We start from the raw sequence: 14,546 nt of genomic DNA, 5'->3' as shown, positions 1-14,546 counted from the left end.
CCCTGTTTGAAGCACAGCTTCGCGGCTGTGGTATTACCCAATTCTAGAGTGTGCTGAAACGGGCTGTCGACACTGATTTCCCGCTGCGCCAGCGAACGCTTGCTGTGAGGTCATTCCGGTGCGCCCGCCAGCACGCCGTCGATGACGCCATCGGTGCTGACCAACAGGCCTCGACCTGGCGCAAGTTGCTGGGCACTGGTGCGGCCGAACACCTTTACCGCGGCGGGGTCGTTATCCATGAACAACGTTGGTGAACGTGAACTCGTCATCCGCTGAAGGAACGGATTCATCACCGAGACACCCGCCCAGTTTCCCGGCAGGCGGGACATGATCACGTGCAGGCCGATTTCGCGGCTGCGTTCGATCAGTCCCCACAGGGGTGCGGTGGCCGCCTGTTTACCCAGGACACCGTTGGGACGCAGTTCCTGCTCATCGTCGATGAGCACAAAATGGTGCGGACCTTCCCAGGCGGCGCGTTTCAACAGTTCTTCCTGGCTCAACCCTGACGGGGGTAGGCGTTGCTGCAGCAATGCGGCCAGCTCACCGATCGCCTGATCGATATCCTCGACGGTGTAGCCGTAGGCGCGCACATGCGGGCCCTGCATCCGGCCGATCAGCGCGGTCTTCGGGTCGATGACCGTGATCTGGGCCTGTTCAGGCGTATATCTGTTCATGATCGCCTGCCCGATGGCCGCAAGGGTCGACGTCTTACCGCAGCCCTGCCTGCCGATCACCGACAGATTGGGCGTGGTGCGCAGTGTCAGGGCGACTGGCGCCAGGCCGGCCTCACCGATCGCGAACGGCAAATTCAACGGGTCCGCCGCTGCCGGGCTCGCAGCGAACGTGTCGATGATCTGGCGCAGTGCGATGCGCTCGGGCAGCCGCGCCAGCGCTTCGACCCGTTCCAGACCGGTATTCGCCGCGATAACAGCGCCCACCTGCCGGACGGTGATCCGTTCGCCCTTGGGTCCGGAGATCTCAGGAACACCCATCAGGAGCTCGTGACCCTGCCTGCTCACGCCGAATCCCGGCCGGTCCAGGGTGTGTCGGGCCGCCTTGCGGTGTTCGATTCCCGTGCCCATCTGGGTTTCGTCGGGGTTGCTCAACCGGAGCTGGATGCGGGCGTTGGACACGTTGAGCAGCGCCTGCTTCTGCCCGACCAGCCAGGCGTTCGAACTGGTCATGACGTGTACGCCGTAGGACAGGCCCTGCCGGGCGACCGAGATGGCGCGGTCACCCAGTCCGTAGTCCTTGTCGTAGAGGTCACCGAAGTTGTCGACGACGAGGAAGACGTCGCCGAACTTGTCGTTCGGATCGGTTCCCGCTCCGCCCGCAGGCCCGAAGCGCCGCTCCCGGAAATCCGAGATGTCGATCTGATACTGCTTGAACGCCGCCTCCCTGGCCCGGATGATCCCTTCGAGGGTGGCGATGGTTCGTGAGACCCCTTCGCTGTCGGACAGGCTGACGACACCGGCGACGTGCGGCAATTCCTCGATGGGGAACAGCGAGGCTCCGATACAGAAGAACGTGACGCGATCGGGCCGGTACATCAGCGCCGCGGATGTCATCAAGGTCATCAGCGTCGTCGACTTCCCGCGCTGCGCGGTGGCGACCACCATGATGTTGTCCATCTCGGCGTCGACGACGTGCACCCGCTGCGCGTGATCTTCCGGAATGTCTTCGATGGCCAGCGGGAAAATCAGGCCGGGGTTCTGACCGTAATCGACATGCCAGGGCTTACCGCGCCAGCGGTAGACCAGGTCATCGGCGCGCTCACTGACCTCCAGCGGTGGCAGCCAGATCTGGTGCGGCGCCCTGATCTGAGTGGCCAGCAGTGACTCCCTGATCACATCCAGCAGCTTCTTCTTCTTGAAACCATCTGCGTGATAAAGGAATTCGTCAGGTTCATCGGGCTCGTCGGCAACGGCCAGCGCGGCGTTGTCGGCGTCACTGAGCGGCTGGTACTCCCAGGTCAGGGACTTCGGCTGGGTGAAGCTGACATCGACGGTCTTGTTGAGGTTGACGGCCTTCTTCGGCAGCACAAACGGTGCGGAGACATAGAAGCACCGGAACTGCTCCAGATCGCGCGGACCGACCTTGAGCAACGCGTAGCCCGCCTCTTTCGACGGCAGGTGCAGCGCCGCATCACTACTGATCACGTCGCGGGAGTCCTCAGCGGTTTCCGCACGAAGCGCTACCCGGAAGGCGATGTTGCTCTTGGCCTTGCTCAATGACGAAAGGTCCAGACGCTGACCGCCCAAGGTGAAGAAGACGTTACAGCCGCGACCCTCCTGCCCGATGTGGATGACGAGGTCGATCCATTCCGGGTGATGGTGGAACAGCTCGAGGTATTCGTCGATGATCACCAGCAGGATCGGCACGGGCTCCAGATCGCGGCCGGCCAGCCGCATCTCCTCGTACTCGTTGGCGTCACGGGCCCCGGCGTCCTTGAACAACCGATAGCGCCTGGCGATTTCGCCGTCGACGGCCTTGCGCATGCGATCAGCCAGGTGCCGATCATCCTTGCCCAGGTTGGACAGCGAACCGGCGACGTGCGGTAGCCCTTCCAGGTCCTGGGCCGCCGACTCGAACTTCATGTCGACGAAGATCACGATGAACGTCTCCGGAGAATGCGTCAGCGCGATCCCGTTGCACAACGACAGGAAGTATTCGGATTTACCCGATCCGGACGTTCCGATCACGACGGAGTGGAAGCCGAACCCGCCGAAGTCCTTGGCGCGCAGGATGACGTACTGCAGTTCACCACCTGGCTTGACCCCGACGGGCACCATGGCCCACTTTCCGTCGCCACGACCGCGGCTCTCCGCCCACAGCTTGTCGACGTCGAGGTTACGAGGGTCGTTGATACCCAACGCGCGCAACAACTCCCCGCCCTGGCTATCCATCCCGGACAGCTCGCCCGCACTCATCGGTGACCAGCGGGCGATCGCGCGCGCATACCGATCGGCGGTGCTTTCGGCCAGCATATCGGCCACCGCGAAGAAGGCACCGCGATGCCGCAGCCTGCCCTCGCGAAGCTCGTAGCGCTCGTCTTCGTCGGAGAAGCCGACTCCCGAGCCTTGTCGGGTTGCCAACCGCAACACCGTGATTCCCGCCATGCCCTTCTGGCCGGTGACGCCTTCCCATTGCTCCGGTGTACCGACGTTATCGTCGATGATCACCCAGTGCGGTCCCAGCGCCGACGCGGCCATCGCCTCCACCGGCGAGGGCATCGACAGCGGGCTGCTGCCCGTCGGCGGTGCCCATGGGCCGCGGCCCTTGCGATGCAGTTCCGCGTCCAGGGCCTCTTCCAACTCGGTGGGCGAGGTGAACACCAGCCGGCGCAGACCGCACGCGTCGAACATTTCGTCATGCTGATTATGCGGCAGCCACACCAACCAAGACCACTTTTCCGGGTGCCGGGTCACCACCATCAGCTTGACATCACTGGGGCTGTGGTACACGGCCAGCGAGCACAGCACGGCTCTGATGAACGCATGTAGTTCGCCGATATCCTCACCGGTGAAACTGAATCCGGGCTTCGACCGCAGATTCAGCACCTTGCCGATACCGCGAATCTTGCTCTGCTCCAGGATGAAATCCCGCAGCGCGCGGCCGGTGACCGGCTCCAGTTCCTCACCGACGGGTACCTCGGGCCACTGCAGGCTGACCGCCGATTCGCTGGCTTGCTGGACGCCGATCCCCAGACGTGCATCGAGGAAATCGTGATCGGCCGGTCTGCGTTCCCACATCCGTGGGCCGCCGATGACGTTGTCGAGGCTCTGCGGGTCACCGTGCACGAACAGCTGGCTGCGACGCTGATCCTGGGCGGCCCGCTGAACCTCGTCGCGGTCCTCGTCGAGCTGGCGCAGGTATACCCGGCGCTGCTTTTCCTGTTCACCCCAACTGATTTTGCGGCCGCGCCCCATCCGTCCGCTGAACATCATCGCGCCGAAACCGATCAGGCCGATCATCGGGAAAAAGCCGGACTGCAATGACCGGATCCCCGAGGTGTACATCACCACCAGCGTGCCGATGATCCCCACCAGGAGCGCGGGAATCGCGATCATCAGCAGGATGTTCCGCGGCTCTCGCTCGGGCAGCGCCAAGGGTGCGGCCACCGCGACGCGGGCCGGGGGTACAGACGGCGGGGGTTTACGCAAGCCTCGGACAAAGCCTCGTTTCGACACGCTAACCTCCCTGCTGGACTGAGTTCTGGTCCACACCCGGTATCAGTGCGGCGGTTCCTCCACCGGGCAGAGTGTCACGCGCCAGCAGCGCGGCGCTACGACTCACCGCCAGGCCGGCCGCAAAAGTACGGACAATCGGCCACGGCGCCTGCACTGCCCTGGCCGGGTCCAGACCAAGTGCCTTGAGAGTCTTTTCATCCCAATCGATTCCATACCGGACACCCTGCGGGGACACCCAGTAGAGGCTTTCTCTGGTGTCTGACGTGGCGACCCCACTGGTGGTCGCCACGAAGTTCGCCGCGCCCGGCAGCACCAATGTCTGGTCGGCCTCGACGGAATCCGGGTCCCGGTCGTCACGAACCAGCCGCACCAGGTGCGTGTCCATCGCCGGCGACACGGGCAGACCCTTACCGCTGAGTACCGCGATGCTGGCCTGCCGGTCGGTCGACAATTTCTCCCAGCCCACACAGGTCACCGGATTGGCTTCGGTGTCAACGAAAGTCAGCTTGCCCCCGGGATAGAACCCGACGTTGAGGACGTCGATATCGGGGATGTCGACGAGTTTGTTCGGCGAGATCAACTGCGGCGCGTTGGAGGTCTGGCTGACCGAGGTCCGCAGCAGATCTGCCACGAACGCGGTGATCTTCTGCACTCCGCCGGGCAGCAGCACGTAGAAACCGCTGACCGTTCCTGACGCATCGCGAGATTCCAGTACGGTGCCGACGGCGGTCCCGGGTAGGAACTGTGACGGCGTGCCCAGACCTGGAACATCGGGCACCACAATGGGTTCGGTGGCTGGCATCGCGTCGAATAGGGCGTTGGAGAGCTCGATCGGCTGGGTCGCTCCGGGGTCGAGGCCGAGGTTGAAGGTCAACGACCGGTCGGCGGGGTCGATCAGCGAGCGCTGTCCGCCCCAGATCACGTAGGTCCGGTCCCCGTGGGTGGCGAGGATGGCCTGAGCGGGATCCATCGCCGAGGCACGGCCGAACGCGGAGAGCGGGCCGGCGATCGAGGTGACCATCGGCGGCGCGCTGGTGCCGTTGGCGGGCGCAGTATCGCAGACCGCCCACGCCGAGGCTCCACCACCGTTGATGGTCAGATCGTTTGGCACGCCGGGGATCCCGATCATCGGACCGGTCGGATACTTGGCGATCTCCGCGGCGTTCACCCACGTCGGCGTGCCTGCGGTGCCGGTGGCCAGCCGCGCCGAGGTCAGGTTCAGCGCCGGGTAGAGGCGGCCGTTCATCTTGGCGTAGACCGCGCCCGTGGCACGATCGCCGATGATGTTCGAATCACCGACGAGCCCGGCCGGCTTCATGACGTGCAGCAACGCCATCCAGCCGACGCCGATGAGCATGAACACGATCGACAACACGACGGCCGCCTGCTGTTTGCGATCGTCATGCTTCATGCGCACCGAGAACCGGGTAATCGCAGCTTTGAGCCGCCTGTTGTAGAACAGATGACCGGAATTCTGGTCACGGTTCGACAGATTCAGCGGCACGCTCGATTTCCTTTCGGCGGACAATATCCGGGGGCATCGGTATATCCACGATAAGGGGCGGCTGCGGCACCCGGTGACAGAAGTTTGTCGGCCGTCCCCTGTGAGGCGGACCGGTGGTCACTGCAGACCCACGTGCCACAGGCGTCACGGCCTGCTCCGTTATGGCGAAAGTCCAGTTCAGCGGCCATCAGTGCAGGGGTCCTCCGTACCGGACCGCGTTATCGGTCTCGGCCTCCTGCCGCAGCGCACCGAACGCCATATTGAGCCGGTCGGCGAGCTCACCGTGGGTGTAATGCGACATCACCCGCGGATCCAGTACCAATTCGACCAATTTACCGTCGGAATTAGCGGTCGCGTGAATATCCCCGAGATCGACGCTGTAGGTAATTCGCTCGGCCTGCGCGACCAGCTCTTCCCATTTGTTGGCGGCGTCTCGTAATTCGCGCAGAATGTCGTCCACAAGGGCCCTATCACTGCGCCCCTCGTCAACGGCACCCCCCGACACCACCACAGTATGTCGACCCTCTTCTGCGAGCGTCAATTCATTCGGTCAGCAACATCGCATCAGGGCGCGGGGGTCCACCCGCTGGGCGGGGGTGCGCTCAGTGCCTTGAACCAGGCGAAGTGGTAATTGGCCGACGTCTGGTCAGCACGCGCAATAGCCTCGGTAGCGGCCAGGAGCAGGCAGTTCAGCAATACCGCGGATTCCGCATCGGGGTAGCGGGCCAGTAGTTGGTAGCGAGCGGTGTCCAGGTGGACCCGAAGAACATCGAGTTCGGCTTCCAGGACACCGGTCCCGGCCGCACCCGCTTTGGCCATGGTGTGCGCCATCCTGGGCAATCCGTCGCGCCAGTGCGTCGCTTCGGTGAGCTGCCACCCGAGGTCATCGACGGGCTCGGTGCGGCGCACGGCGTTGGATGTCGTCGTGTTGAACTGCGACGCGAAACCGAAGGGATCACCGGGGGTGTAGGTGGTCGACAACGCGGTCGGACCGAGCAGCGCCAACGCATTACCGCGTCGCCGGCCCGGCTCCAGCAGGGTCAGACCGGCCGGCAGCTCGATTCCCGGCGGGATCCACCCGTGGGCGAGGTCGGTGACAAGCACAGTGGTGCGGTCCTCGCGCTGCCCCACCGCCCACTTGAGTCCCGGTTCCTGCCTGGCGACATAGAGGGCCAACCGACGAAGCCGCTGTTCGTCGGACTCCCGTGGCGGCTGGGGCACCACGACCTCGCTGACGGACTCGATGAGAACCGGTTCGGGCTTGGCGGCCGGACGGGGCGCATCCACCGCGATGACCTCCGGCTCCTCGTCCTCGGGGGCGTGGATGTCGGGGCGTTCGTCGGGTTCGCCACTCGCACTGTGCCTACCCGGTCCGGATTGCGCAGCGCGCAAGGGGATTTCGTCCCCATCATGAGCGACCTCGGGCGTGCGAGGCGGCGGGTCCTCGTATCGTGGGACGACCTGGGTGGTTTCCGCGGGCGACGCCGCTCGGGTAGGCGCATTGGCGGCCATCCCCAGACTGAGATATTCCGGTGAGAATCCCAACGGTTCCCTGCGAAGTTGGCGAACCGTCGATTCCACCCGCAACACCGCAAATGCCCTGGCCACGTTGATGACCCGGGCCTCTTCGGCTTCACGGACCGGCGCGGGCAGACCGGCCTCGCTGATGGCCCGCAGTTTCTCGTTGGCAGATCCCGCGATGCGCTGCAGGTCTCTGTTGAGATGCTCTGCGACACTGGCATTTTCGTGGGTCACGTGCTGCAGTTCGGCTGGCCAGAGGCCGCCGAGGACCTCCGGTGTGCAGTCCTTGGGCGTGCGAAAGGTCGGAACGGAGAGGGCCTGTTGGGTGGCCCTCTTCATGCGCTGACGCGCGGTCCCTCGACCAAAGATCGCCACCGGCTCAGCCTACCGGCCGGACCGGGTTCGCATATTCACGACCGATGGCGGCTTCACGACCGATGGCGGCGAGAAGCGGGCTCAGGTGGGGTGAATTGTGCACCGCTGCGGGGGTGAGTACCGTCGCGGACATGTCAGATTCGCTGCTTCAACAGCAGCTGGATGATGTGCGTGCGGCCCTGGCGCGGGCCCGGGAATTGTTCGGCGCGAACCCGGTAGCTCCGCCGGCCGATATCGTCCCACCGGAAGACACCGTGCAGCACTGGGTGCGCTGACGCCGCCGAATCGCAAATACCCTGTCTCCCTTATCTTCTCTGCCTGATTTCCGCCCAATGAAGTGCACCGCCGCCACGGAGCAGATCGCGTTGGGCGCCGACGACCGGAAGCCGGTGCGAGTCCTGTATCCCGAACCAGGGTCTGGGATCCGCCGCCCTAACAGCGCTCTGCAAGACTGGCGCAAATTAACGGAACAGTTCAAAGGAAAATTGCAGGCGGACGCCATCAAGCGCCGGCTTACGGCTCCGCTACCCGCCGCCGGGCTTGCTGGCTCGCTCGCAGCTATCTCCGCTTAATCTTTGCGCAACTCCGCATTCACCCACTCCACGCACTTGTCTCTCGATGGCCGCGTTGACGGATGGGCCCCGCGGAAGTATTTGCCCTCGAATATAGACATCAGCGTCAATTAGCTTTACGCTTTTTTTGCTGCGGGGTAGCCGGGTCGCGACCGCTGGAGCGTGTCTGCCGTGCCCAAAATCTCAAACAGGGGGAATTACGATGAATACTGCCGTGGCCGCAACCGCTCACGATCGTGGGCGCTCCTCCAAAACTGCTGGCCGCCATCGTGCCAACAGCGGCGGATTACGGTTGAATCGGGTCGAATTCGGGCTTGCCGCGTTAGGCCATTCCGGCGTCCTGACCTGGGTGGGCGCATCGGCGGTGGCCTTGGGTGTTGGCGCTGCTATCGCCGCGCTGCCGGCGGTGGCTGCTGCCGACACGACCGGCGCGCACGGGTCGAAGGGGCCATCCGCCTCTAACAGTTCCTCGCCCGCCGGCCCATCCAAGTCGACCCACCCAGCCCCGTCGCGGTCCGGCAAGCAGGTCCGATCCTCAAGCGAGGCTTCATCATCGGGCGGATTCGCAGCAGCATCAACCCGCCAGGGCGCCGCGGCCAAAAACACCGCTACGGCCGTTCGCAGCGCCGCTGCGCCGCAACCCACAGCGGCGAGCACGACCGCGGCCCCGAACGTGTCACAACCAGTCGTTTTCACCGCCACACCGGAAGACGTCATCGGCCTCTTCTTCAGCAACGGAACCGCTGCACACCCCGACGCCGGCATCATCATCGGTAACGGCTTCACCTACACCGTCGAGACGTGCACGGGCGCATCCTTGTGCGACGGCGGCAACGGCGGGCTTTTCGGTAACGGCGGAGGCGGATTCAACGGCGGCAACGGCGGCGGCGCCGGCTGGTTCGGGAATGGCGGAAACGGCGCCACCGGTCTGGCCGGGACCAACTCAGGCCATGGCGGTGACGGCGGTAACGGCGGCCTGATCGCCGGCAACGGTGGAGTGGGTGCCAACGGCGCCCAGACTCAGGAGGGTGCCGAAGGAGGCCACGGCGGCTCGGCCGGTCTGTTCGGCAACGGCGGAAATGGCGGAAACGGCGGCGTCACTTTGGGTCTCGTCGGCGCGAACGGGGGCAACGGCGGGCGGGGCGGTGCGTTCAGCGGCAACGGCGGCAACGGCGGGGTCGGCGGTAACGCGATCGAACATTTCGGCACCGCGGGTTCCGGCGGAAGCGGCGGTGACGCCGGAATGCTGTCGCTGGGCGGGATCGCCGGAAACGGTGGAGCAGGCGGCAGAGGCGGCGACGGCGGTAAGGGCGGCAACGGCGGCAACGGCGGCGCCATGTCCTTGTTCTCGACGGGCGGCAACGGCGGCGCGGGCGGAATCAGCCCGACCGAAGGTAATGAAGGCGACCACGGCGGCGACGGTGGCACCGGCGGATCCGGCGGACTATGGATGGGCAACGGCGGCACCGGAGGGGTCGGCGGTTATGGCGGCGGTGACGGCGGCAACGGCGGCAACGTCGGGCTGCTGTCGTTGGTCGGTCGCGGCGGCAACGGCGGTGCCGGCGGAATCGGTCAGCAGGGCCGCCCCGGCGAGGTCGGATCCGCGACCGCACCCAACGGCCTGGAAGGCTTCGCCGGCGGCAAGGGCGGCAGCGGCGGAAACGGCGGCAACGGCAGCATGCTGTTCGGCAGCGGCGGCGACGGTGGCGACGGCGGCAAGGGCGGCTGGGGCGGTGAAGGCGGCCGCGGCTACAGCTTCTGGGCAGAGGCAGACGTAGTCACGGAGGGCAACGCCCCCAACGGTGGTGCCGGTGGTACCGGCGGCGACGGCGGACCCGGCGGTGCACGCGGTGGAACCGCTGGTACGGGCGCTTATCTCTTCGTGATCTCAGCAGCCGGTAGAACTGGCTTCAGCGGCACCGGGGGCCAGGGCGGGAAAGGCGGCAACGGCGGCGGGGGCGGCCTCACCAGAGACAAGGATGGGCGTGGCGGCAACGGCGGCCGGGCCGGAGCGGGCGGCGTAGGCGGTGACGGCGGCGAGAACGCCGACGGCGGTAGGGGCGGCTGGGGCGGAGTCGGCGGTCAGGCCGGGTGGGGCGGCACCGGCGGCACAGGGGGCCGAGGCGGCGACGGCGGTCATGGCGGGAACGGCGGCAACGGAACCGAGGGCCGGACTGCCGGCGACGGCGGCACCGGCGGTCCAGGAGGATCCGGCGGCCAAGGCGGGCAGGGCGTGTCCGGCGTCAGTGGTGACGGCGGCGATGGCGGAAACGGCGGAAACGGCGGAAACGGCGGCGAGGGGGGCGGTCCGCTCGCCAGCGACGGCGGAGGCGGCGGCGACGGCGGCGGCTACGGCACGGGCGGGATCAGCAAACGCGGCACGCCCGGCGACGGCGGCAAATACGGAGTGGTCGGCAACCGCGGTACCCCAGGCAGTGCCAGCAGCGTGGACACCGCGTCGGCGCTGACGGCGGTGAGCGAAAGCGCAGCGGCAGGTGCTGTCGAGTCCCCGGTGACACTCCAGTCGCTGTGGAGCGAGTTGGCCTATCGGCTGTCCTACATTTTCTTCAACCAGGCGCCAAGTGTGGCACCGAGCGTGTGGGGTCAGTGGGGGCCGAATAAGACGATCAACGTCGACCTCAACGCGCACAGCAACAACGGGTTCCCCGTGACGTACTCGGTGAAGACGGCGCCGAAGTACGGAACCGTCGCGCTCAACGAGAAGACCGGGATCTACACCTACACCCCTGATTCCGTGTTCGTCGGGCCGGGAATTACCGATACCTTCACCATCACCGTGGACAACGGAGTCTCCGCTGCGTTGCCGGGAATCGCGGGCTTCATGCAGGGACTGGCGCACAACTTCGCCATTGCCTTGGGAATCGCGAAGCCCGACACCATCGATCGGCAGATAACAGTCACCGTCACGGGAAACGGCCAATACGGCGGCGATGTCGACATCAACAAGCAACTGTGGCAGAAGCAGAGCTACTTCAACTGCGCACTGGTGGCGTCGGCGATGGCAGTAGCCCAGGTCACCGGCACAGAACCGGTGGACGAGAACACGATGGTGCAATGGGCCAAGGAACTCGACAGCGTCGTCATTCCGGGCCGGAAAATGTATCTCAGCGAGAACATCGAGATAGGCACCTACGCCGGCGACAACGTGGTGCTGGTGGAGAAGCACTTTGCGGTCACGGCCTACAACAAGACGTACTCAACCCTCGACGCCAACGGAAACTACGTGGCGGCGACAGCCCGGGACGGGCAGCGCGCCGTCAACGACATGGCTGCCGCTCTGGCGCAAGGTAAAGCCGTCACGGTCAGCATCAACAACCTCTCCCTGTATTCGTCATTGCCGGGATGGCAGGCATCGTCAGCAAATCCGGATTTCACCACGTCCAATCACGCCATTCAGGTGATCAAGGTCGACACCGCCAACGGGCAGGTGTGGGTCAACGACAGCGCCCGCGCGGGCGGCGGCGAAGTGTACTCGCTGAGCGCCTTCATGAAGGCCTGGCAAACCAGCGACTACAGCCAGAACGTCATCTCAGCGATCGCCCAGTCCGACGAGACCGCATCCAGCGCGGCCTGATCCCTTTCAGGTTGGGCGCCTTACGGTTCCAACCGGTGGTCGCGGAGCGCTGCTACTGCGGCGTCGAAATCCGAGCTGGTGGGTACATCGGCGGACGGGGTGTGACCCGCGGCAAGAATCTCGCCGCGTACCTCCATCAGTGCTTTCAGATACGACACGTCGGCGGTGAGTTTGATCGCTTCGGCCAGGGTGCTCGCGTCGGTGGACATCGCCGCCTCGCTCAACGCCACACTGTGCAGGTAGCCGCCACGACAACTGCGGAACAAGACGTGCCCACTGGGGTGGACGGCATCGAACTCCGGGTTGGGTTCCGTCGTCGATATTTCCGTCATGGTCTGATCATGGGCCTTCGTCGTATACGGCGCGCAGCGCGGTGGCCGCCTGCGCCTCGTGCTCTTCCCAGTAGTCCGCGGAGCGTTTGAGGTTATCGGCCATGGCGGCGTGGTCGAGGGACTGCTGTTCGTAGCACAGTCGCCGCTGTTCCAGAAGTTCCCGGCCGGCCTCGCGCAGCCCGCCGAAGATGGGCCCCAGCGAATCGAGGCTGTCCTGGATGGCCTGATGCGTCGCGGGAACGGTCTGCAAGAAGTCGGCGGCCTCGCCGTGGTGAACTGCGGCATCCCGCAGGTTGCCCGGATCGACGCGGATGATGTCTGCCACTGCTGTCTCCTATCCTGTCGGCCCGGCCGAGGTCGCCGCCGGCCGGGTTGGTTGCGGGGAGCCTGCGCTCTCCGGTGCTGTGCTCGGCGCTGCCGCCGACGGTGTGGTGCCCTGGCCGGGCGGATGCATCCAGCCTAGGAAGCTTGGCCCGCTGACGCTGGCGACCGGCTGGATCTGCCCGTCGAACAGTGCCCGCTCACGGTCGAGCGCGAGCGCCTGACGGTCGGTGAACATGCCGATATCGCCCGAACCGAGCCGGCCGGGGTCAAGTGGGTGGGCCACGGCCGTACCCGCGGGCGGAACGGTAATTCCTTGCTGATGGAACGCATCGCCTATCGGTGTGCCGCCGATCGCGGCCTCGATCACCTTGGCGATCTTCGGATTCGACACGGTCACAGTGTCGCCATTGGGCAGGCGTACTTCGGTCGGTCCTGCCGGTACCGTCGGTTCGCCAGGCGCCGGATCGTCCGGGGACGGTTCAGCGGGTACGTCGCCTTCTCCGGAAGTGCGGTCAGCGGTGTCGGTTTCGGGTTCATCAAGCAGCCCCTCCTCCCGCAACAGGTCGTCAAGCGACGTCACGCCAGATGGCCGGGTGGGTGATGAGTCGGAGGTTCCTTCGTCCATCCGTGGGCCGCCGAGCGCAGTGGGCAGGCCACCGAGTCCGCCGCCCGGTGACGGTGGCGCTCCACCGCCGGGACTGGGCAGGCCAGACATCATCGGCATCGGGGCAGCCGGCGGTGGTGGTGCATCCGGTACCGCACCGACGTCCGGTGGCAGAGCCATCTGCGCCTCGAGGTCGTCGCCGAGCAGCTGATCGAGGAGCGGGTCTGCACTCGCCGAGCTGCTATCAGCGCCGTACGCCGGAAGGCCCGCCTCAGGTGCCGAACTCACCTCGGCGGCGCTCTCCGCGGCGGGTACGGGTGTGGATGTTGGGCCTGCGGCGGCCGACTCGTAGAGCGCCGTCCAGGCGCCGGCCATCGCCGCCTTCGACATGTCATCGAGGTGAGCAGTTTCCACCACTGCACCGATCTGGCGCAGCTTGTCGATCAGGTACCGCTGGAAGTCCCGTGCCCCGGCGGGGGTGTCGAGGTCGGTGCGGTGACGGACCGCATTCTCCACATCGTGCTGCAATCGCTGCAGATCGTCGCCGCCTTCCACCGTGGTGGCATGAGCAGTCAAGATTGCCGTGATGACATGCAGATCGAGCCGTGCCGCCGTCGAATTCTGCTGTGCCAGATCATGTTCGGCCTTTTTCATGGCATCGGCGGCTTCGCCCCGCTGCCCCTGGTCTTGATCTGGTGGCGCGGGCGATGGGGACGGGGCTTTAGGGGTGATCGGTGCGCCAGTAGCCGGGTCGAACAGAGCCGGATGGTTGGCGCGGATCTTGGTCAGCAAACCGGCCAGCGGGCCGTCGTCGATCACGACGGCCGGCAACAGCACCGCCATATCAGCCGGTGTCAGCCCGTGGCGCCAGGCATTCGGATCGCCGGTCCAGTCGTTGATATGGGCGATCGCATCACGCACCTCGCGTATCTGAGTCACCGGCGAAGACCCTGCATGAGGCGGACTGTACCGACGGGGCACAGTGGCGACAATTCACCTTCGGTCAGGCTGTGGATTCCGACGGCGAGACCGGATACCGGCTCAACAACCCCTGCAGCACAGCTCTTTTCGCCTCGGCGTCCGCGGCGGTCTGCTCGACGATATCGATGATCTCGCGATGTTTGGCAAGCAGGAACCTCTGCAGCTGGAGCGCCCCGGCAGCGGTGTCCAACGCCAGCGTGTCCTGCTGTGCCACCGCTGATTCGATATCGGTCTCGATCGCGTCGAGGCGCCGAAGGCCCTCAACGGTGGCAGCGTGCGCGGCGAGCAACGCTTCGGACAGCGCGCGATCAGCCTCCGCGACGCCGGCGTGGTGAATCGCCAGAGCCGACGACGAAGCCGCGATGGCGGTCGCCGAATGTCCCTGCTGGTCCACCATTCGACCAAGGTACCGCGGTTGATCTGCGCCAACAATTCACTTCGAGGGACGGATCGAGCATTACGGATAACGCGGGCACGCCCGGTTCCAACGACGCTGTCGACCTGCAGCGCTGCCTGCCAAAGCTCGACGAAGACAGTCGCACGTGGCT

Annotated in this window: 11 protein-coding genes; 2 read left to right on the top strand and 9 right to left on the bottom strand. The window is 65.7% G+C overall.

Annotated features, from left to right (window positions below):
• Window positions 1-110: 110 nt before the first annotated feature.
• The 5 genes from eccCa to ADBZ9O_RS03550 form a co-directional block, all read right to left on the bottom strand.
• A complete protein-coding gene (gene eccCa, locus ADBZ9O_RS03570; protein ID WP_526528469.1) occupies window positions 111-4,190 on the bottom strand; it encodes a type VII secretion protein EccCa in 4,080 nt (1,359 codons plus the stop codon).
• Between the two features lies 1 nt (window position 4,191).
• Window positions 4,192-5,694 (bottom strand): type VII secretion protein EccB, encoded by a 1,503-nt coding sequence (eccB, locus tag ADBZ9O_RS03565; RefSeq protein WP_526528467.1) that lies wholly within the window; start codon window positions 5,692-5,694, stop codon window positions 4,192-4,194.
• A 187-nt stretch (window positions 5,695-5,881) separates the two neighbouring features.
• Window positions 5,882-6,205 carry a DUF2710 family protein gene (locus ADBZ9O_RS03560; RefSeq protein ID WP_526528465.1) on the bottom strand — a complete coding sequence of 108 codons (324 nt, stop codon included), beginning with the start codon at window positions 6,203-6,205 and terminating at the stop codon, window positions 5,882-5,884.
• A gap of 53 nt (window positions 6,206-6,258) precedes the next feature.
• On the bottom strand, window positions 6,259-7,590 hold the full coding sequence (locus tag ADBZ9O_RS03555; protein ID WP_526528463.1) for a DUF5631 domain-containing protein: 1,332 nt from the start codon (window positions 7,588-7,590) through the stop codon (window positions 6,259-6,261).
• 4 nt (window positions 7,591-7,594) lie between these two features.
• Window positions 7,595-7,723, bottom strand: a complete 129-nt coding sequence (locus ADBZ9O_RS03550; RefSeq protein ID WP_526528461.1) for a hypothetical protein — start codon at window positions 7,721-7,723, stop codon at window positions 7,595-7,597.
• On the opposite strand from ADBZ9O_RS03550, the gene ADBZ9O_RS03545 reads away from it, so the two are divergent.
• Window positions 7,722-7,865: a hypothetical protein gene (locus ADBZ9O_RS03545; RefSeq protein ID WP_526528459.1), complete on the top strand. Its 144-nt coding sequence runs from the start codon at window positions 7,722-7,724 to the stop codon at window positions 7,863-7,865. The two genes, ADBZ9O_RS03550 and ADBZ9O_RS03545, sit on opposite strands and share 2 nt — an antisense overlap.
• A gap of 970 nt (window positions 7,866-8,835) precedes the next feature.
• Window positions 8,836-11,757, top strand: coding sequence for a C39 family peptidase (locus ADBZ9O_RS03540; RefSeq protein WP_526528457.1), 2,922 nt, complete (start codon window positions 8,836-8,838; stop codon window positions 11,755-11,757).
• Between the two features lie 20 nt (window positions 11,758-11,777).
• Here ADBZ9O_RS03540 and ADBZ9O_RS03535 read toward each other — a convergent pair whose 3' ends face one another.
• The 4 genes from ADBZ9O_RS03535 to ADBZ9O_RS03520 form a co-directional block, all read right to left on the bottom strand.
• On the bottom strand, window positions 11,778-12,089 hold the full coding sequence (locus ADBZ9O_RS03535) for a DUF2694 family protein (protein ID WP_526528455.1): 312 nt from the start codon (window positions 12,087-12,089) through the stop codon (window positions 11,778-11,780).
• 7 nt (window positions 12,090-12,096) lie between these two features.
• Window positions 12,097-12,414 (bottom strand): type VII secretion target, encoded by a 318-nt coding sequence (locus tag ADBZ9O_RS03530; RefSeq protein WP_526528453.1) that lies wholly within the window; start codon window positions 12,412-12,414, stop codon window positions 12,097-12,099.
• Window positions 12,415-12,423: 9 nt separating this feature from the next.
• Window positions 12,424-13,956, bottom strand: a complete 1,533-nt coding sequence (locus tag ADBZ9O_RS03525) for a DUF4226 domain-containing protein (protein WP_526528452.1) — start codon at window positions 13,954-13,956, stop codon at window positions 12,424-12,426.
• Between the two features lie 64 nt (window positions 13,957-14,020).
• A complete protein-coding gene (locus ADBZ9O_RS03520) occupies window positions 14,021-14,395 on the bottom strand; it encodes a DUF4226 domain-containing protein (RefSeq protein ID WP_526528450.1) in 375 nt (124 codons plus the stop codon).
• Window positions 14,396-14,546: the final 151 nt, after the last annotated feature.

It is taken from the genome of Mycobacterium sp. (genome assembly GCF_965229105.1).
In the GTDB taxonomy this organism is placed as follows: domain Bacteria; phylum Actinomycetota; class Actinomycetes; order Mycobacteriales; family Mycobacteriaceae; genus Mycobacterium.
Note: the sequence above shows the minus strand (reverse complement) of the source record. Positions and strands in the feature narration are given on the sequence as shown.

Coding starts and splice junctions, on each gene's coding strand:
- ADBZ9O_RS03550 (WP_526528461.1), bottom strand. CDS start 7,723: ATGTCCGCGACGGTACTCACCCCCGCAGCGGTGCACAATTCACCCCAC.
- ADBZ9O_RS03535 (WP_526528455.1), bottom strand. CDS start 12,089: ATGACGGAAATATCGACGACGGAACCCAACCCGGAGTTCGATGCCGTC.
- ADBZ9O_RS03545 (WP_526528459.1), top strand. CDS start 7,722: ATGTCAGATTCGCTGCTTCAACAGCAGCTGGATGATGTGCGTGCGGCC.
- ADBZ9O_RS03520 (WP_526528450.1), bottom strand. CDS start 14,395: ATGGTGGACCAGCAGGGACATTCGGCGACCGCCATCGCGGCTTCGTCG.